Consider the following 19,380-nt stretch of genomic DNA (forward strand, 5'->3'; position numbering starts at 1 on the left):
CTCCTCGGTCAGCTTGTACACCGGAATACCGGTCCAGTTCGCCAACACCTCAGCGATCTGCTCGTCGTCGACCTCGGACACCACGTCCAGGTCGCCGGCCTTCCACTCCTTTTCCCGCTGCGCCTTCTGACCCAGGAGCTGCTTCTCCTTGTCACGCAGTTGGGCGGCGCGCTCGAAGTCCTGAGCGTCTATCGCCGACTCCTTGTCGCGGCGCACCTGGGCGATCCGCTCGTCGAAGTCACGCAGGTCTGGCGGCGCGGTCATCCGGCGGATCCGCATCCGCGCACCCGCCTCGTCGATCAGGTCGATCGCCTTGTCAGGCAGGTACCGGTCGGAGATGTACCGGTCGGCCAGGGTCGCCGCGGCAACCAGCGCGCCGTCGGTGATCGAAACGCGGTGGTGCGCCTCGTACCGGTCGCGCAGGCCCTTCAGGATCTCGATCGTGTGGGCCAACGACGGCTCGCCCACCTGGATCGGCTGGAACCGTCGCTCGAGGGCGGCGTCCTTCTCCAGGTGCTTGCGGTACTCGTCGAGCGTGGTCGCGCCAATCGTCTGCAGCTCACCACGGGCCAGCATCGGCTTGAGAATGCTCGCCGCGTCGATCGCACCCTCGGCGGCGCCTGCGCCGACCAGGGTGTGGATCTCGTCGATGAACAGGATGATGTCGCCCCGGGTGCGGATCTCCTTGAGCACCTTCTTCAGGCGCTCTTCGAAGTCACCGCGGTAGCGGGAGCCAGCCACCAGCGCGCCTAGGTCGAGGGTGTAGAGCTGCTTGTCCTTGAGCGTCTCGGGCACCTCGCCCTTGACGATGCGCTGGGACAGGCCCTCGACCACGGCCGTCTTTCCGACGCCGGGCTCGCCGATCAGGACCGGGTTGTTCTTGGTGCGGCGGGAGAGCACCTGCATCACCCGCTCGATCTCCTTCTCGCGCCCAATGACCGGGTCGAGCTTGCCTTCGCGAGCTGCCTGGGTCAGGTTGCGGCCGAACTGGTCCAGCACGAGGCTGGTAGACGGGGCGGCCTCACCCGCGGCGGCGCCGGCGGCAGCCGGCTCCTTGCCCTGATAGCCGGAGAGCAGCTGGATGACCTGCTGACGGACCCGGTTGAGGTCGGCGCCGAGCTTGACCAGCACCTGGGCCGCGACGCCCTCGCCCTCACGGATCAGCCCCAGCAGGATGTGCTCGGTGCCGATGTAGTTATGCCCAAGCTGCAACGCCTCGCGCAGCGACAGCTCCAGCACCTTCTTGGCCCGCGGCGTGAACGGAATGTGCCCGCTCGGCGCCTGCTGACCCTGACCGATAATCTCCTCGACCTGCTGGCGGACGCCCTCCAAGGAGATACCGAGGCTCTCCAGGGCCTTGGCCGCAACGCCCTCACCCTCATGGATGAGGCCGAGCAGGATGTGTTCCGTGCCGATGTAGTTGTGGTTGAGCATCCGGGCTTCTTCTTGAGCCAGGACGACAACCCGTCGCGCTCGGTCGGTGAACCGCTCGAACATGCCCTCGTGCTCCTCACTTGCCGTGCGCCATGATCTTGGCGGGGCCAGCGCCGGCGAACGTCCCGTCGGACGCCCGTGTCCCTTACTCTATCGCCGCGGGCCGACTCTGCTGTGGCCGTGCGTGCCTGACTAGACCTCGTCCGCGATGTTTTCCCCAACTCTGCCCGCTCTCGCGGTGTTCCCCACGGTCCCGCACTACGCGGAGAGCGAACACGGCCACGCGCTGTCCACAGCCCGACAGGTCATTTGTCCACAGCCTGTGGATAACACGGCCGGGCCCGCAGCGCGCTGCGCCACGGGCCCGGTGCCGAGTTTTGGTGATCAGCCGAGGCTCAGCGCCCAGCCTTCGCGTGGTACTCGTCAACGATCTCCTGCGGGATCCGACCCCGATCGGAGATGTCCTTGCCTTCCTTCTTTGCCCAGGCACGGATCGCCTTGTTCTGCTCGCGGTCAGCCGCGGCACCGCCACGACCCCGGGCCGCCCGGCCGCCGACGACAACGCCGCCACGCCCGATCTTTGAGCCGGCGACCAGGTATGGGGACATTACTTCCCGCAATTTGTCCGCGTTCTTCTTGGACAGGTCGATCTCGTACTGCACGCCGTCGAGCGAGAACTTGACCGTCTCGTCTGCGTCGCCACCGTCCAGGTCGTCGACCAACTTGTGAATGATCTGCTTGGCCACGGGCCGTTATCCTTCCGAGCAGGTTCCTCCCGCAAACAAGAGAACAATAGCTTGGAAGGCGCTCCTTCCGTCAATAGGATCGAAGAATCTACTCGGCGCGGACCAGCGGGAAGAGGATGGTTTCCCGAATACCGAGGCCGGTGAGCGCCATCAGGAGACGGTCGATTCCCATTCCCATGCCGCCCGACGGCGGCATTCCGTACTCCAACGCCCGCAGGAAGTCCTCGTCGAGACGCATCGCTTCGTCGTCGCCCTTGGCGGCCAGCCGGGCCTGCGCCACCAGGCGTTCCCGCTGCACAACAGGGTCGACCAACTCCGAGTACCCGGTCGCCAACTCGAAGCCGCGCACGTAGAGGTCCCACTTTTCGGTCAGCCCCGGCTCCGCCCGGTGGCTCCGGACCAGCGGGCTCGTCTCCTCCGGGTAGTCACGTACGAACGTCGGCGCCACCAGGTTCGGTACGACGAGCTCCTCGAAGAGTTCTTCGGCGAGCTTGCCCGGTCCCCACTTAGGGTCGACTTCCAGATTGTGCTTCTCCGCGTACTGGATGAGCCGTGCCATGTCAGTACGGACGGTAACCTCCTCGCCGAGCGCCTCGGAAAGAACGCCGTAGAGAGTTACGGAGCGCCACTGCCCGCCGAGGTCGAACTCCGTACCGTCGGCGTGGGTAACAACATAGGACCCAAAGGTCGCATCCGCCGCCTCCTGTACCAGTTCCCGCGTGAGGTCGCCGATGGTGTTGTAGTCGCCGTACGCCTCGTAGGTCTCGAGCATCGCAAACTCGGGAGAGTGCGAAGAATCAACTCCCTCATTCCGGAAGTTGCGGTTGATCTCGAAGACACGCTCGATGCCGCCAACCACGCACCGCTTCAGGAATAGCTCAGGAGCGATTCGCAGATACAGATCAGTATCCAATGCATTGCTGTGAGTCACGAATGGCCGAGCCGTCGCTCCACCGTGCAGCAACTGCAACATTGGTGTCTCGACCTCAAGGAAGTCCCGCCGGTACAGCGAATCACGCAGACTCCGCACCACTCCAGCGCGTACGCGAACCGTGTCGCGCGCCTGCGGACGCATGATCAGGTCGACGTACCGCTGCCGGACCCGGGCTTCCTCGCTCATCGGCTTGTGCGCCACCGGGAGCGGGCGCAGCGACTTGGCCGTCATCGCCCACGAGTCGGCCAGCACCGACAGCTCACCGCGCCGGCTGGTGATCACCTCGCCGGTCACCCCGACGTGGTCTCCGAGATCGACTACCCGCTTCCACTCTTCCAGCCGCTCGGCGCCGACCCGGTCGAGCGAGAGCATGGCCTGTAGCTCGGTGCCGTCGCCGTCGCGCAGCGTGGCAAAGCACAGCTTGCCCGTGTTGCGGATGAACATCACGCGGCCGGTGACGGAGGCCACGTCGCCCGTGGCGGTGTCGATCGGCAGGTCCGCGTACCGCTCCCGGAGCTGGGCCAACGACGCCGTCCGTGGGTACGTGATGGGATACGGCTCGGCACCCTCGGCGAGTAGCCGATCACGCTTGGACCGACGGACCCGCATCTGCTCGGGAAGATCCTCGGCTGGCGAAGAGGCGGGTGTCTGCTCAGTCACGGCATGGCTTTCTGTTCAGAAGTGGAGTGGGATTCGTCCCCGAGCCTACTCAACAGGGAAATCGGATAACCTTCGCCACGATGACGGACCACGCGCACGCTCTGTCGTTCGGAGCCGCCGCGACGGCATACGACCAGCATCGGCCCACGTATCCCGTCGAGGCCGTGACCTGGGCCGCCGGCGGCCCGCCACCCCGCCGGGTGATCGATTTGGGAGCTGGCACCGGCAAGCTGACCCGGGTCCTGCTGTCCGCCGGCTACGAAGCGGTACCCGTGGAGCCGGACCCGAATATGCGAGCGCGCCTGGCCGACGCGACGCCCGGCACGACGGCGCTGGCCGGTTCGGCAGAGGCCGTGCCGCTGCCTGACGCGTCCGTGGACGCCGTGGTGGCCGGGCAGGCCTATCACTGGTTCGACCCGGAGCGCGCGCACCCGGAGATCGCCCGGCTGCTGCGTCCCGGCGGCACGTTCGCCGCCATCTGGAACAGGCGCGACGATTCGGTGCCGTGGGTCCACGAGCTGACCGTGATCACGCATGACCAGCCGGCCGTTCACGGCGGGTTCGACCCCGGCGACGAGCTGAGCTTCGGTGACACGTACTTCGGCCCGGTCGAGCGCGCCGAGTTCCGCCACTCGACCACGCAGACGCCCGAGAGCCTGGTGGCGTTGGTCGCCACCCGCTCGTACTACCTGGTCGCCTCCCCCGAACACCGTGCCGAGATCGACGCGGCCGTCCGCTGGCTCTGCGCCGAACACCCCGCCCTGGCCGGCCGAGAAAGCTTCGAGCTGCCGTTCCAGACCTTCGCCTACAGGGCCCCGGTGCGCCAAACGGTCGGCCTGGCAGCCGTGGCCGACCACGACGGTAAATGACCAGGATTCCGGTCCCGGTGCGCCAAACGGTCGGCCTGGCAGCCGTGGCCGACCACGACGGTAAATGACCAGGATTCCGGTCCCGGTGCGCCAAACGGTCGGCCTGGCAGCCGTGGCCGACCACGACGGTAAATGACCAGGATTCCGGTCCCGGTGCGCCAAACGGTCGGCCTGGCAGCCGTGGCCGACCACGACGGTGAATGACCAGGATTCCGGTTAAGTGTTGCGGTCGTAGACCATTCGCAGGCCGATCAGTGTGATCATCGGCTCGTGGTGGGTGATCGTGCGACACTCCTCGATCACCACGGGCGCCAGTCCGCCGGTCGCGATCACCGCGCGCAGCGGCCCCAACTCTTCGGCCATCCGCTCGACGATCCGGTCGACCTGCCCGGCGAACCCGAAGTACATGCCGGACTGAAGGCACTCGACGGTGTTCTTGCCGATCACCGAACGCGGCTTGGTCGGCTCGACCTTCCGCAGCTGCGCGGCACGGGCCGCCAGGGCGTCGAACGAGATCTCGATACCGGGCGCGAACGCGCCGCCCAGAAACTCGCCGCGCTCACTGATCACGTCGAAGTTCGTGGTGGTGCCGAAGTCGACGACGATCGACGGCCCGCCGTAAATCGTGTGCGCGGCCAGTGTGTTGACCACCCGGTCGGAGCCGACCTCTTTCGGGTTGTCGATAGCGAGCTGCACGCCGGTCTTCACGCCCGGCTCGACGATCACGCTGGGCGTATCGCCGTAGTAGCGCGCCAGCATCGTCCGCAGCGAGCGCAGCGCCGCCGGCACGGTCGAGCAGGCGGCCACACCGGTGATCTCCACCGCGTCGCCGGCCAGCAGGCCCCGCAGCTTCAGCCCCAGCTCGTCGGCCGTCGAGCGGGCGTCCGTCTTGATCCGCCACGAGTGCACGAGCTTGTCGCCGTCGAACGTGGCGAGCACCGTGTTGGTGTTACCGATGTCAATGCACAGCAGCACGCGCTACTCCCGCAGGTCCATGGCGATGTCAACGATAGGCGAGGAGTGCGTGAGGGCTCCCACCGACAGGTAGTCGACGCCGGTGGCCGCGTACTCGGCCGCCGCATCCAGGGTCAGGCCGCCGGTGGCTTCCAACTCGGCGCGGTCGCCGACCGCCGCCACCACCTCGCGCAGCACGGCCGGCGTCATGTTGTCGCACAGCAGGAACGTCGCGCCGGCCTCCACCGACTCGACCGCCTCCGCGACGGTGGTCACCTCGACCTGTACCGGCACGTCGGGGAAGGCTTCCCGCACCCGCTGGTACGCCGCTGTCAGCCCGCCCGCCGCCAGCTTGTGGTTGTCCTTGATCATCGCGACGTCGTAGAGGCCCATGCGCTTGTTCGTGCCGCCGCCGGCCCGCACGGCGTACTTCTCCAGGACCCGCAGCCCCGGCGTGGTCTTGCGGGTGTCGAGCACCTGCGCCTTGCTGCCGGCGAGCGCGTCCGCCCAGTACCGGGTGTGCGTCGCGACACCGGACATCCGGCAGAGCAGGTTGAGCGCTGTGCGCTCGGCGGTGAGCAGGGCCCGGGCCGGGCCGGCCACGGTGGCCAGCACGTCGTCGCGGGCTACCCGCGCGCCGTCGGGCACCAGAGCTTCGCATCGGGTACGGGGATCAGCCAGCTCGAACACCGCGGCGGCGACCGGCAGCCCGGCCACGACACCGTCCGCTCGCGCGACCAGCTCGGCGGTGCCCTCCTGGTCTTCGGGGATCGTGGCGATGCTCGTCACGTCGAGCCCGCCCGGGCCGAGATCCTCCTCCAGCGCCCGCCGCACGATCAGTTCGACATCGAGCGGCGGCAGCCCGACCGCGACCAGCGCCTCGACGGTGGACCTTTTCATATGGCCTTCTCCCACTCTTCGGTGACCGAGCCATCCTGGCCGATACCGCCGAGGAAGTGGCCGAGCCAGCGGTCGTCGGCAGCCGGAAAGTCCTCGCGCCAGTGGCAGCCGCGTGTCTCCTGGCGGGCGTACGCGGCTGCGACCAGCGCCGACGCGACCGTGACCAGGTTTGTCGCCTCCCAGCTCGCGGTACGCGCCGTGCCGCGGGTCGCGCCGAGAGCGGCCAGCTCAGCGGCGGCGCCAGCCAGCGACTCAGCAGAGCGCAGTACGCCGGCGCCGCGCGTCATGGCGCGCTGCAACGCGACGCGGCTGTCTTGATCCACCACCCATCCGGCGTCCCCCGCGGGCTCCACCGGGTCGGCCTGCGGCGGCAGGCCGCGGGCGATGTCTCCGGCGATCCGGCGGGCGAAGACCAGCCCCTCGAGCAGGGAGTTGCTGGCGAGGCGGTTGGCGCCGTGCACTCCCGTACAGGCAACTTCGCCGCACGCGTACAAGCCGGGGATCGAGGTGCGACCGTGCAGGTCGGTGCGGACGCCGCCGGAGGCGTAGTGCGCGGCGGGCGCCACCGGGATCAGGCCGGTGGCCGGGTCGATGCCGGCCGCACGGCACGCCGCGGTGATCGTCGGGAACCGGTGCGCCACGTCCGGCAGGTGCCGGGCGTCCAGGTAGACGTGGTCGGCGCCGGTGGCTGCCAGTACCCGGTGGATGCCCTTCGCGACCACGTCGCGCGGCGCGAGCTCGGCCAGCTCGTGCTGGCCGACCATGAAGCGCTTCCCGTCGCCGTCGACGAGGTGCGCGCCCTCCCCACGCAGCGCCTCGGAGATCAGCGGCCGCTGCGCCTCGTGGACCTGCCCGCCCACGAAGGACGTGGGGTGAAACTGCACGAACTCGATGTCGGTGACCGCGGCGCCCGCCCGCATGGCGACCGCCACCCCGTCGCCGGTGGAGACCGGCGGGTTGGTCGTCGCCGCGAAGATCTGACCCATCCCACCCGTGGCCAACACCACCGCGCGGCCGAGGATCGCGCCGACGCCGTCTTCGCTACCCTCGCCCAGCACGTGCAGCGTGATGCCGCAGGCCCGGCCGTCCGCCGCGCACAGCAGGTCCAGCACGAGTGCGTGCTCGACGAGCCGGATCCACGGGTCGCGTCGCACCGCAGCGTGCAGCGCCCGCTGCACCTCCGCGCCGGTCGCGTCGCCGCCGGCGTGCACGATGCGGTTAGCCCGGTGCCCGCCCTCGCGGGTCAGCATCAGGGAGCCGTCCGGGTGCCGGTCGAACTCGGCACCCAGCCGCATCAGCTCGCGCACCCGGGCAGGGCCCTCGTCGACCAGGACGGCGACCGCACCCGGGTCGCACAGGCCGACGCCGGCGATCTCCGTGTCCGCGGCGTGGGCCGCCGGGGTGTCCAGCGGACCGAGTACCGCGGCGATGCCGCCCTGGGCCCAGCGGGTGGACCCATCGTCGATGTTGACCTTGGTGACGACCGTGACGTGCAGGCCGGCCTCGCGCAGATGTAGGGCGGCCGTCAGCCCCGCGATGCCGGAGCCGACCACCACGACGTCGGTGGTCTCGGCCCAGCCCGGGGACGGCGCGCCAAGCCGGTTGGGCACCGCCGGCAGTCCAACAGTCATCTCATCAGTAGATCGCGTTGCGGTGCGTGGTAACGGGCGGGGTGGGGTTAGTCCGCGTACCGGATGGGCAGGCCGTTGGGGCCGGCGCCCTTCATGGACCGGTTGACCGTGCGCTCGCTCAGCCACAGGTAGCAGCGGACGCCGCGGTTTCCGCCCTTCCACTCGTCTTCACTGCCGGGCAGCGACACGACACCGGTGCGGTACTTGATGTTGCCGTCGTTCGGCACCCCGGCGAACTTCGCGATCACCTTGCGGCACTCGTTGTGGAACTTATCCCAGTCTGCGCTCTTTGTCGGGTACGGCGTCTCGGGCGCCGTCCACACCCCAGCGAACTCGCTGTTGTGGTCCTTGGTGCACTCGGCGGCCGGCATCGTGTCGATGCTGCTGTCCTTCGCCAGCTTGACCGAGTAGCACCCGAGCGACAGGGGCGAGGCGGCCTTCAAGACCCCCTTGAGGGTGCCGGTGCGGGCAGCGGTGTCGCCGTTGTCCTCAACATTCGTGACCTCGGTGACGTCACAGCGGAACCACCGGGCGCCGCCGCTCCACGCCTGCGTGGACGGCAGCGAGACACCCAGCCGGAGCCGGCCGCTGCGCCAGTCGCTACCCACGTACTCCTTGGTCTTGGTGTCGCACTCGGCGAACGCCGCCTTGATCTCGGCGGAGTCCTTGCCAGGTGGTGCGCTCAGCCCGGCCGCCGCATCGACGAACGTGCCCACGTACACGGTTTCCAAGCGGTGCGTGGTGGCGCAGTCGACCGGCTCGTACGAAGACAGGTAGGCGGTCTCGGCGTAGTCGCTCTCGTGGCAGACCTCGGCCGGAGGGGTGAACGGCTGGGGGTCGGCGGCCGCCTTCCAGTCGTCGGACAGGTCACCGTCGACGCCTGCCGGGTTGCCGCACGCGGACAGCGCCAGCGTGGCCGCTCCGCCCACCACCAGCGCGGCGATCCACCGTCGCATCGTGCGTCCTCCCCAAGAGCACAACGATTTACCGGACGGCCGAGCATACGGCACCCGGCTGTGATGCCTTACTAACCTACGGAGGGCGCGCAAGCTCCGACAACGCCAGGCGCCGCCACGGACGGGTCGGAGCCGAGCTCTATGACCCGGTTGTGCGCGTCGACGTGGACGACCCGAGGCCGGTACGTCCGGGCGGTGGCGTCGTCGAGCTGGGCGTACGAGATCAGGATCACCAGGTCGCCGGGGTGGACGAGGTGCGCGGCGGCGCCGTTGATGCCGATCACGCCGGTGCCCCGGGCGCCCGGGATCACGTACGTCTCCAGGCGGGCCCCGTTGGTCACGTCGACGATGGCGACCTGCTCGCCGGCCAGGAGGTCGGCGGCCTCCATGAGGTCTTCGTCCACCGTCACCGACCCGACGTAGTGCAGGTCGGCCTCGGTCACCGTGGCCCGATGGATCTTGGACTTCAACATCGTCCGGTACATCATGCGGGGCCGCCGTGGGAACGTGGAGCGAAGCGGAGCGTTTTCGCGGGGTGCATTCAGGCGACCTCCACCGCAGCGTTGTCGATCAGTCGCGTCTTGCCGACCCGGGCCGCGACCAGCAGGCGTCCGGGGCCATGTGCCGGCGCCGGTCCCAGCTCGGGGTCGGTCAGCACCAGGTAGTCGAGGTCCGCCGCGCTCCCGTCGAACACCGCGCGGGCCGCCTTCTCGGCGTCCTCGCCGCGCCGCGCCGCCTCCACACCCGCGCGAAGCGCCCTCGACAGCGTCAGCGCCGTCCCGCGTTCCACCTCCGACAGGTACCGGTTGCGGCTCGACAGGGCCAGGCCGTCCGACTCGCGGACGGTCGGCACGCCGACGACCTCCACCGGCACGTCGAGGTCGCGCACCATCCGCTTGACGAGCGTGAGCTGCTGGTAGTCCTTCTCGCCGAAGAACGTCAGATCCGGCCGCGTGAGCTGGAGAAGCTTCAGCACGACGGTCAGCACGCCGTGGAAGAAGCCAGGCCGGCTGGCGCCCTCGAACTGCTCGCCCAGCGGCCCCGGGTTGACCCGAACCGTCGGCTCGCCCGCCGGGTACATCTCGGTGCGGTCCGGCGCGAAAACCAGGTCGACGCCGGCCGCCGCACACACCGCCAGGTCCGCGTCCAGGGTGCGGGGGTACCGGTCGAAGTCCTCGTTCGGCCCGAATTGAAGCGGGTTCACGAAGATCGTCGCGACGACCCGATCGGCACGGGCGCGAGCCTCGCGCAGCAGCGCCTTGTGGCCCTGGTGCAGCGCGCCCATCGTCATCACGACCGCGACCGGCCCGTCCAGGGCGGCTCGCCCCGCCGCCAAATCGGCGCGGCTGTGCACCAGATCCATTACGTCGTCGCCTCCTCGCGATCGGTTAGGGCTTGTCTGGTGGATCTTGTGGGTGCGAGGCGAGGTCCAGGCGGCGTCCGGCAAGCCGGGCGGAAGGTCGCATACCAGTGTTGTATGCGGCCTTTCATCCGGCGCCACCGGTCGTCGTCTGGGGCCGCCGCAGCCCCACAAAGATCCGCCAGACAGGCCCTAGCACGTCGAGCAGTGGCTCGGCGTCGACCGGCCGCAGCCGGCCAGCGGCGATCGCCCGGTCGGCCGTGCGGCGGGCGAGCGCCAGGTACGCGGGCACCGACTCGGGTGCCACGACGGCGAGCCGGTCGAGGTGCCGGGCTACCGTGCCGGCGTCGCCGCGGGACACCGGGCCGGTCAGCGCGGCGTCGCCCAGCCGCAGCGTGTTGTCCAGCGAGGTCCGCAGCAGCGGGCCGAGCACCTTTTCCGGATGCACCACGCCCGCGTCGCGAAGCCGGTCGAGCGCCTCGTTGACGAGGGTGACCAGGTGGTTGGCACCGTGTGCCAGGGCGGCGTGATAGAGCACGCGGTCGGCCTCCGCCACCCACTCGATGATGCCGCCGAGGTCTGCGACCAGCCCTTCGACGAACGGACGCTCGTCTGGCTCGGCGGTCACTCCGAAGGAGGCGCCGGACAGCTTGGCCAGGTCGTCGGCCGTGCCGGCGAACGTCATCGCGGGGTGCAGGGCGAGCGGTCGCGCGCCGCTAGCCGCCACCGGGGCGAGGACCGCGAGACCGTGCGCTCCCGAGGTGTGCGCGACGACCTGCCCGGGATGCAGCGCATCGGCCACGCCGGCGATCACCGGGGCGAGCGCGTCGTCGGGAACGGCGATGATCAGCAGGTCACGAGCGGCGCGGGCCACCTCTGCGGGCGTCCGCTCGGCGGCGCCGGGCAGCAGACGGACCCTGCGGGCCTTCGACGCGGCGGAGGCACCGGAGGCGGCCACCACACGGTGGCCGGAGCGCTCCAGCGCCGCGCCGAGCACAGCACCGACGCGGCCGGCGCCGATCACACCGACGATCATGTGTTGATCCAGTCCTTGCGGTCATAGGTACCGGTCGACGCAAGTATGCGTCTTTGTGACAGACGTGGGACAAGAGAGTGTGAAGGTTTTCACCGCCCGTAAGGTGTGGACGGTGCGGTGGATGAGCAGCGAATGAACTGGCAGGACGCCATGGAGAACGCGCTTTATGGCCCGCGCGGCTTCTTCACGACGGGTGCCGGGCCGGCCGCTCACTTCCGCACCAGCGTGCACGCTTCCCCGCTCTTCGTGTCGGCTGTGCTCCGGCTGATCACGCACCTCGACGAGGCGCTCGACCACCCCCACCCGCTCGACGTGGTCGACGTCGGCGCCGGTCGCGGCGAGCTCCTGACCGCCCTCGCTTCGGCAGCCCCGGCAGCGCTCGGCGACCGGCTGCGGCTGACCGCCGTGGAGCGTGCCGCTCGGCCACCGCGCCTGCCGGATACGATCCGCTGGCGACCGGAGCTGCCGACCGGCGTCACCGGGCTGCTCATCGCGACCGAATGGCTCGACAACATACCGCTCGACGTGGTGGACGGCGATCGCTACGTCACCGTCGACCCGGCGGGCATTGAGGAGCCGGGCGCCCCGGTCACCCCGGACGACGCGGCATGGCTCGCCCGCTGGTGGCCGGGTGGCGGCCGCGCCGAGGTGGGCCTACCGCGCGACCGGGCCTGGGCGAGGGCCGTGCGTGCGGTGTCGCGCGGACTGGCGCTCGCCGTCGACTATGGCCACCTTCGAGACGCTCGGCCCTTCGGCGGCACCCTCACCGGGTACCGGGCCGGACGCCAGGTGCCTCCGGTGCCGGACGGAAGCTGCGACATCACCGCCCACGTGGCGATCGACGCGGTGGCCGAGGCAGGTGGCTGGCCGTACACACTGGTCTCTCAGCGGGAGGCGCTGCGCGCGCTCGGGGTCAGCGGCGCCCGGCCACCGATCACCCTGGCCAGCACAGACCCAGCCGGCTACGTGCGTGCGCTGGCGGCCGCGTCAGCGGCGGCCGAACTGACCGAACCGGCCGGCTTGGGCGCCCATTGGTGGCTGCTGCACCTCATCGGCCTCGACAGTCTGCCGCTCCTGCCCAACGTGGGACGATGGCGGGATGACTGAGCTAACTGGCGCTCGCCCCGCTCGCGCGCGTCATGAGCCGCCGCCGTGTAGCCGCCAGTCGCTCCGGTCGCTTCGCTTTGTGTCGGCTGCGGGCGGCGCCTCATGAGCGACCTGCGTGAGGTGACCGTTGGCACCGGCGCCGGGCTCGACACCGCCGACATGGTGCTCAACATCGGCCCGCAGCACCCGTCCACGCACGGAGTGCTGCGGCTCAAGCTGGTGCTGGACGGCGAGCGGGTGGTCTCATGCGAGCCGATCGTCGGATACATGCACCGCGGCGCGGAAAAGCTCTTCGAGGTGCGCGACTACCGGCAGATCATCGTGCTGGCCAACCGGCACGACTGGCTGTCCGCGTTCGCCAACGAGCTGGGCGTGGTGCTGGCCGTCGAGCGGCTGATGGGCCTGGAGGTTCCGGAGCGCGCGGTCTGGCTGCGCACCGCCATGGCCGAGCTGAACCGGGTGCTCAACCACCTGATGTTCCTCGGTTCGTACCCGCTGGAGATCGGCGCGATCACACCGGTGTTCTACGCGTTCCGGGAGCGGGAGACGCTGCAGGCGGTCATGGAGGAGGCCTCCGGCGGCCGGATGCACTACATGTTCAACCGGGTCGGCGGCCTCAAAGAAGAGGTGCCGGCTGGCTGGACGCGCCGGGCACGGGCGGCGGTCGGCGAGGTGCGGCGGCGCCTGCCGGACCTGGAAAACCTGATCCGCCGCAACGAGATCTTCCTGGCCCGCACGGTGGGGGTCGGCGTGCTGACCGCGGCGCAGGCCGCGGCGTTCGGAGCGTCGGGGCCGGTGGCGAGGGCGTCCGGGCTCGACTTCGACCTGCGCCGCGACGAGCCGTACCTCGCGTACGGCGACCTCGACGTGCCGGTGGTGACCCGCGACGCGGGTGACTGCCACGCGCGGTTCGAGGTGCTGCTCGACCAGGTACAGGTCTCGCTCGACCTGGTCGACCGCTGCCTGGAGATGGTCGACCGGATCACCGGGCCGGTCAACGTGCGGCTGCCCAAGGTGGTCAAGGCGCCGGAGGGACACACTTACGCCTGGACCGAGAACCCGCTCGGGCTCAACGGGTACTACCTGGTGTCGCGGGGCGAGAAGACGCCGTGGCGGATGAAGCTGCGCACCGCCTCGTACGCGAACGTGCAGGCCCTCTCCACCCTCATCCCGGGCTGCCTCGTGCCAGATCTGATCGCGATCCTCGGCTCTATGTTCTTCGTGGTCGGCGACGTCGACAAGTAAACGCAGCTAGCGCCAGCGTTCGTCGTCGGCGCGGCGTGACCTGCGACCGGCGTCCGGCTGGTACCGGAACTCGTCCTCGCCGTCCTGGTAGCGCCGCCGGCGCCCGGATGTCTCCCGCTCGGCGGCGTTCCACCCCTGGCCCCACGACGTGGTGGGTTCGATGGGGGCGGCCGGTAGTGCCGCGGGGCCGCCGCGCCGCTCCCAGCCGTCGTCGCCCTGGGCACCCCGCAGGTCACGCAGCCAGGCACCGTCCTCGTGCTGCTCCTCGCGGCGCGGCTCCTCGCGGCGCGGCTCCTCGCGGCGCGGCTCCTCGCGGCGCGGCTCCTCTCGACGTGGCTCCTCGCGGCGCGGCTCTTCTCGCCGAACGGCCGCCCAGCGGTCCTGGATCCGCACCTCGCTGCCGGACTCGTCGGCGCGTACGGCGGCGCGGCGCTCGCCCATCCGGAGCTCCTGAACGCGATCATCGCTGCGCACCGACGCCCACCGGTCGCCGGCCTTCACGTCGGTCCACCGGCCCTCGTCGCGCTGCTCGTCTTCCCTGTCGTACGGGCGCGGCCGGCGCCCGTCGCCGCCCCGGGGCCGGTCGCCCGTCCACGAGCCGTCGCCGCGCTGCCGGTCACCCTGCCAGGAACCGTCAGGCCCCCGGCGCCCCTCCTCCGGCCAGGACTCGTCCGGGCCACGGGACCGGTCACCCGACCAGGCGCCATCGACCCGGGGACCCGTCCACGGCTCGTCGCGCCCCCGTTGCCGGTCGTCCTGCCAGGTCCCGCCGCCGTGGCGACGGTCGTCCTGCCACTGCGCGTCGTCGGGCTCGGCAGCGCGGCGGCGGCGCCCGGCCGGCGGCGGTGCCGGGGGCGCGGACCATTGCGCGGCATCGCCGCCGTAGCGTCCCGGCCGGGCAGCCGCGTCGTCGGCCGGCGAAAACTCCGGACCGCGGTACCCGCCGCCCTCATACCCGCCGTAGGCGCCTGCGCCATACACGCGACCCGTGCCTGGCTCGTCGTCGCCGTGCGGGTCCACGATGGTCTGACGGGTGGTGACCTGCACGGTCTCGGTGTGCCGGACGATCCCGCCGGGCACCCGCGCGCGGGCGCCGACGTGCCCGGATCCGGCCGGTGGCATGGCCGTCTCGGCGTGGGCGGGCTGGGCGACACCGAGATGGCCGGGCTGCGGGACGCTCGCCACCCCCGCGGGCTGGGCCACGCCGGCATTAGCCGGCTGAACCGGCTGCCCGTTCGCACCGGCCGGCGGCTCGGGTCGGGCGAAACCGGCGGCGGGTGGGAACGCGGCGCCATCGAATGCCCTCGGCTGCGCGGCGGCCGCCGGGGCGTGGGCGGGCGGCGCAGCGGCGGGGCCCCCTGCCGCACGCACCGCCTCGACCTGTACGCGCAGCGCCTGCACGCTCTCGTGCATTGTCTGAAGCTTTTCCGAGAATGCCTTGTGCGTCGCGCGGGCGGCGGTGGCGATGTCGTTGCGCACGTCTTCGCGGAGCATGTCGACCTCTTCGAGAAGGGTCTCCTCCATGTCGAGGCGCACGCTTTCGGCGTCTCTGCGCAACGTGATCGACAGGCCGATGAGGACAACGGCGAGCACCGCGAGAACGGCGGCCACTCTTAGCGCCCCGGCGCCTTGGCCTAGCAGCAGCAACAATGCCGCCAGCGGAGCCAGCCCCACCCCGGCCCAGAACAACATGGTGAGCAGCCGTGCGCCCCGCCGCTCAGATGGCGGTTGGGTGGCCGGCATGGCTGTGGAGCCTACCGATTCTTCCGGGTCAACGGAATGGCCGGCTACGTATTCCGGCTCCGGCTCGCCTAGCAGCGGATCGGTCACATGAGGACAACGATGATGCGACCCGGGCCACGCTCCGGCACTGCAAAAGTCCAGCGATTTGGCCGCCGCGGGTCCCCCGGAAGGCCGAACGGCGCGGGACTTGCGCGTCCCGCGCCGTTCTAACGGTTACGGTGCCCCCGGTCAGCCGGCCGCGAGCGCCCCGTCGGACGAGAACACCAGGCCGACGCTGATCGCGCCGGTGGTCAACGCGTTCTTCGTCTGCGGGCCGCCAGCGTCGAGAGAGCTGAACGACCCCGCCTTGAACGCGTACGTGTCCTCGAGACCCTTCTGGCACTTCGGCCGCTGCGGGCACTCCGGCGGCCCACCCATGACCGTCGCCGAACCCGAGCACTTTTCGGCCAGATCCGACAGCGTCTTCACGCCGTACTTGTCAGCGAACTCCTGCGTCACCGCGAAAGCGTTCTGGTCTTGCGCCGCGGAGGGGCGGCCGAACGTGATGCCGACCTTCTGCCCGACCTCTTTGAGACCAGACATCGTCTTGTCGAGGTCGGGCGACGAGATAGCCGCAGCACTCGCGCCGTTGACCTTGGCGTTGAGGAAGTCGGCCAGCGTGGCGGCGTACTCGGGCACCACCTGAATCTCGCCCTTTTCCAGCGCCGGCTCGTACAGCTCACGGTTGCCGATCTGCTGGACGGTGGCCTGGTAACCGGCCGCGGTGAGCACGATCCGGTAGAGCTCTGCCAGCGTCTGGTTTTCGCTGAAGTTGGCAGCGCCGATGATCACCTTGCCGCCCTGACCCTTTGGGAGGCCGTACGTCAGGGAATTGGCCTGGACGAACTCCTCCGCCGCCACCTTGGGCGTCTTGCGGTCGAGGTCGACTGCCTTGTTCAGCGCGATGAGCTTGGTGGTGTCGAGCGCGCCCGACACCTTGTTGAGCGCCGCGAGTATCTCCGGCGTGGACGCCTTCGCGCTTATCGCCGGCACCACATTGTCAGTGTTTTGAAGTTTCTTGTCGTCTTCGAGCACGACGAGCTTGCTGCCAGCCGCCGGAGCGCACCCGGCACCGGAGGCATCGGCTGCGGGCGCCTCGGTGCCCGAGGACCCCTCCTCCCCGCAGCCTGTGAGGATCATTGCGCCGGCCAGGGCGCCGAGGGCGCCAATGACCAGCCGCTTGCGTGCGCGCATGCTGCCCGCCTTCCGTGTCCCGGCGCGGCCATAGCGGCCGGCCGCGTGTCCGACAGGCGACTGGGTCCAGACCCGTGAAGTCTGCTGCCGCCCGTAACTCAGCCAACATCCTGGCAGGGGGCACCGACAAACTTCCCAGGAACTCGCAACCGGATCGTCATGCCCCGCCGGTGGCGCTGGCGGCGCGGCGAGCCGCCCGTCCGTGCGACCGCCGCAGCGGCCGGGGTGTGACCACCCGCTCGACTCCCGCGAGCGCCACCTCGACCAGCAGCGCGAGCAGCGCCACGAGCAGACCGCCGGCGAGGATCTGCCCGCCACCGGTCGCGATGCCCAGCCCGAACCCGGCGCTGATGATCTGGCCCAGCCCGCCGCCGTTGACGAAGGACGCCAGCGCGGCCGTGGCCACCACCTGTACCGCCGCCGTGCGGAACCCGGCCGCCAGGTACGGCACGGCGAGCGGCAGTTCCACGCGGCGCAGCACCTGAAGGCCGGACAGGCCCATGCCGCGCGCCGCGTCGCGGGCCTCCGGATCGACCTCTCGCACCCCGGTGTACGCGTTGGCCAGCAGCGGCGGCACCGCGAAGACGGCGAGGGCGACGATCACCGGCCGCTGCCCGAAGCCGAGGAAGGTCAGCGGCAGGATGGTCAGCAGGGCGATCGTCGGGATCGCGAGCGTGACGTTGGAGATCATGACGACCACGCCGCCGCCCCGCCCGAGGTGCCCAAGCCACAGCCCGAGCGGCCAGGCCACAAGGCAGCCCAGTGCCACCGCAGCAGCCGAGATCCACAGATGCTCGCCGAGCCGGTCCAGGACACCGCCCGGGTTGGTCCAGTTCAACGGGTCGTTGAGCCAGGTTACCGCCTGCTGGATCGGATCTTCCGCGATCATGACGCCCTCCGGCGGGCCCACGGGGTCAGCAACCGGCCGGCGGTGGCCAGCACCAGGTCGAGCACCAGAGCGAGCGCGACGCACAGTACGGTGCCGGTGACGATCTCGGCGCGGTAGAAGTTGTTACGAAAGCCACCCAGGATCAGGTCGCCCAGCCCGCCCTTCCCGATCAGGGCACCGACCGTCACCAGCGCCACGGTCGACACGGTGGCGAGCCGGAGCCCGGTCATGATGCCCGGCAGGGCGAGCGGGAGGTCGATGCGCAGCAGCCGCCCGAACCGGCCGTAACCCATGCCCTGCGCCGCGTCGCGCACCTCCGCGGGCACCTGGTTGAGCCCGGCGAGCGTATTGCGCACGATCAGCAACAGGGCGTACAGGACCAAGGCGATCAGCACCGACGTGGCGCGGGTCGTGCCGACGTACGGCGCGATGAAGGCGAGCAGGGCCAGCGAGGGGATGGTGTAGAGGATTCCGGAGAGTGCGAGAATCGGGCCGGTGAGCGGGCGGATCCAGTACGCGAGGACGGCGAGCGGCACTGCCACGAGCGCGGCGATCACGACGGCCTCGGCCGTCAGCGTGGCGTGCTCGCGGAGCGCCTCCGCGATGGTGTCCGAATTGTCCCGCACGTACTGCCACGAAAACCACGGGTTCCCGGGGTCGTCGCGGTAGCTCTGGAAGGACATACGTGGACGTTACCCCGACAGCTGCCTCGATCGAACTCGACGGCATCCGCAAGGAGTACCCGGACGGCACCGTCGCCGTCGGCGGGCTGAGCCTCCAGGTCCAGGCCGGCGAGCTGGTGGTCCTCATCGGACCGTCCGGATGCGGAAAGTCGACCGTGCTCCGGATGATCAACAGGCTGATCGAGCCGACCGGTGGCCGCATCCTCATCGACGGCGAAGACGCCATCGCGGCCGACCCGGTCGAGTTGCGCCGCCGGATCGGGTACGTCATCCAGAACGTCGGCCTCTTTCCACATCAGACCATCCGCGCGAACGTCGGCACGGTGCCGCGGCTGCTCGGGTGGCCCAAGGCGCGCGTCCGGACCCGCACCGACGAGCTGCTGGAGCTGGTCGGGCTCGACCCGGGGCAGTTCGGCGACCGGTACCCGCAGGAGCTCTCGGGCGGCCAGCGGCAACGGGTCGGCGTGGCCCGCGCGCTCGCTGCCGACCCGGTCGTGCTGCTGATGGACGAGCCGTTCTCGGCCGTCGACCCGATCGTGCGCGGTCGGTTGCAGGAGGAGTTCCTACGGTTGCAGGCAGACGTGCGCAAGACGATCGTGCTGGTCACGCACGATCTCGACGAAGCCGTGCGGCTCGGCGACCGGATCGCGGTGCTCTCCCAGGGCGGCAAGCTGGAGCAGTACGCCACGCCTGCCGACCTGCTCGGCAAGCCTGCCTCCGCGTTCGTGCGCGAGTTCGTCGGCGAAGACCGGGGCATCCGCCGGCTGGCGGTCACGCCGATCAGCCGCGAGATGCTGAGCCCAGTGTCCGAAGGGGACGGCCTCGACGGATACCCGACGGTGGATCTGGGCTCGTCGCTGTACGACGCGCTCGCGACGATGCTCACCACCAACTCGGACCACGCCAAGGTGACCGACAACGGGCGGCCGGTCGGCCAGCTCACCCGGCACCGGGTGCTGAGCATCGACTACCCGGCCGAATCGGCCGGGTAGTCGATTTT

General features: G+C 70.2%; 18 protein-coding genes. 4 read left to right on the plus strand and 14 right to left on the minus strand.

What is annotated here, in order from left to right:
* From V6V89_RS21435 to lysS, 3 genes are all read right to left on the minus strand, one after another.
* Positions 1-1,497, minus strand: a 1,497-nt coding sequence (locus V6V89_RS21435; RefSeq protein ID WP_334620977.1) for a Clp protease N-terminal domain-containing protein, incomplete at its 3' end; no start/stop codon positions are given.
* 332 nt (positions 1,498-1,829) lie between these two features.
* Complete coding sequence (locus tag V6V89_RS21440) at positions 1,830-2,180, minus strand: histone-like nucleoid-structuring protein Lsr2 (protein WP_265252365.1); 351 nt, start codon at positions 2,178-2,180, stop codon at positions 1,830-1,832.
* Positions 2,181-2,268: 88 nt separating this feature from the next.
* Positions 2,269-3,723 (minus strand): lysine--tRNA ligase, encoded by a 1,455-nt coding sequence (lysS, locus tag V6V89_RS21445; RefSeq protein ID WP_334621049.1) that lies wholly within the window; start codon positions 3,721-3,723, stop codon positions 2,269-2,271.
* A 131-nt stretch (positions 3,724-3,854) separates the two neighbouring features.
* Between lysS and V6V89_RS21450 the strand changes: the two genes are divergently transcribed.
* A complete protein-coding gene (locus V6V89_RS21450; protein WP_334620978.1) occupies positions 3,855-4,643 on the plus strand; it encodes a class I SAM-dependent methyltransferase in 789 nt (262 codons plus the stop codon).
* A 216-nt stretch (positions 4,644-4,859) separates the two neighbouring features.
* Here the strand turns inward: V6V89_RS21450 and V6V89_RS21455 are convergent, their stop codons facing one another.
* The 7 genes from V6V89_RS21455 to V6V89_RS21485 all read right to left on the minus strand — a co-directional run bounded on the left by V6V89_RS21455 (position 4,860) and on the right by V6V89_RS21485 (position 11,480).
* Complete coding sequence (locus V6V89_RS21455) at positions 4,860-5,618, minus strand: type III pantothenate kinase (RefSeq protein WP_334620979.1); 759 nt, start codon at positions 5,616-5,618, stop codon at positions 4,860-4,862.
* A 3-nt stretch (positions 5,619-5,621) separates the two neighbouring features.
* Complete coding sequence (nadC, locus tag V6V89_RS21460) at positions 5,622-6,497, minus strand: carboxylating nicotinate-nucleotide diphosphorylase (RefSeq protein WP_334620980.1); 876 nt, start codon at positions 6,495-6,497, stop codon at positions 5,622-5,624.
* Positions 6,494-8,128 carry an L-aspartate oxidase gene (locus V6V89_RS21465; RefSeq protein ID WP_334620981.1) on the minus strand — a complete coding sequence of 545 codons (1,635 nt, stop codon included), beginning with the start codon at positions 8,126-8,128 and terminating at the stop codon, positions 6,494-6,496. Before V6V89_RS21465 ends, nadC begins: the two co-directional genes overlap by 4 nt.
* Positions 8,129-8,175: 47 nt before the next feature.
* Positions 8,176-9,084, minus strand: a complete 909-nt coding sequence (locus V6V89_RS21470) for a septum formation family protein (protein WP_334620982.1) — start codon at positions 9,082-9,084, stop codon at positions 8,176-8,178.
* Between the two features lie 71 nt (positions 9,085-9,155).
* On the minus strand, positions 9,156-9,569 hold the full coding sequence (gene panD / locus V6V89_RS21475; RefSeq protein ID WP_334621050.1) for an aspartate 1-decarboxylase: 414 nt from the start codon (positions 9,567-9,569) through the stop codon (positions 9,156-9,158).
* A gap of 56 nt (positions 9,570-9,625) precedes the next feature.
* The gene (gene panC, locus V6V89_RS21480; protein ID WP_334620983.1) at positions 9,626-10,447 is read right to left on the minus strand and encodes a pantoate--beta-alanine ligase; all 822 of its coding nucleotides are present in this window, start codon (positions 10,445-10,447) and stop codon (positions 9,626-9,628) included.
* Positions 10,448-10,571: 124 nt separating this feature from the next.
* Complete coding sequence (locus V6V89_RS21485) at positions 10,572-11,480, minus strand: Rossmann-like and DUF2520 domain-containing protein (RefSeq protein WP_334620984.1); 909 nt, start codon at positions 11,478-11,480, stop codon at positions 10,572-10,574.
* Between the two features lie 132 nt (positions 11,481-11,612).
* Here V6V89_RS21485 and V6V89_RS21490 point away from each other — a divergent pair, with 132 nt between their 5' ends.
* On the plus strand, positions 11,613-12,587 hold the full coding sequence (locus V6V89_RS21490) for an SAM-dependent methyltransferase (protein ID WP_334621051.1): 975 nt from the start codon (positions 11,613-11,615) through the stop codon (positions 12,585-12,587).
* 102 nt (positions 12,588-12,689) lie between these two features.
* A complete protein-coding gene (locus V6V89_RS21495) occupies positions 12,690-13,832 on the plus strand; it encodes an NADH-quinone oxidoreductase subunit D (protein WP_334620985.1) in 1,143 nt (380 codons plus the stop codon).
* A gap of 6 nt (positions 13,833-13,838) precedes the next feature.
* Here the strand turns inward: V6V89_RS21495 and V6V89_RS21500 are convergent, their stop codons facing one another.
* The 4 genes from V6V89_RS21500 to V6V89_RS21515 form a co-directional block, all read right to left on the minus strand.
* On the minus strand, positions 13,839-15,575 hold the full coding sequence (locus V6V89_RS21500) for a hypothetical protein (protein ID WP_334620987.1): 1,737 nt from the start codon (positions 15,573-15,575) through the stop codon (positions 13,839-13,841).
* Between the two features lie 228 nt (positions 15,576-15,803).
* Positions 15,804-16,808, minus strand: coding sequence for a glycine betaine ABC transporter substrate-binding protein (locus V6V89_RS21505; RefSeq protein ID WP_334620988.1), 1,005 nt, complete (start codon positions 16,806-16,808; stop codon positions 15,804-15,806).
* Between the two features lie 157 nt (positions 16,809-16,965).
* Positions 16,966-17,697, minus strand: a complete 732-nt coding sequence (locus tag V6V89_RS21510) for an ABC transporter permease (protein WP_334620989.1) — start codon at positions 17,695-17,697, stop codon at positions 16,966-16,968.
* Positions 17,694-18,380, minus strand: coding sequence for an ABC transporter permease (locus tag V6V89_RS21515; protein WP_334620990.1), 687 nt, complete (start codon positions 18,378-18,380; stop codon positions 17,694-17,696). The genes V6V89_RS21510 and V6V89_RS21515 overlap by 4 nt, the downstream gene beginning before the upstream one ends.
* A gap of 2 nt (positions 18,381-18,382) precedes the next feature.
* On the opposite strand from V6V89_RS21515, the gene V6V89_RS21520 reads away from it, so the two are divergent.
* Positions 18,383-19,372, plus strand: a complete 990-nt coding sequence (locus V6V89_RS21520) for an ABC transporter ATP-binding protein (protein WP_334620991.1) — start codon at positions 18,383-18,385, stop codon at positions 19,370-19,372.
* Positions 19,373-19,380 lie beyond the last annotated feature (8 nt).

The organism is Micromonospora sp. CPCC 206061 (assembly GCF_036906915.1).
Taxonomy (GTDB): Bacteria; Actinomycetota; Actinomycetes; order Mycobacteriales; family Micromonosporaceae; genus Phytohabitans.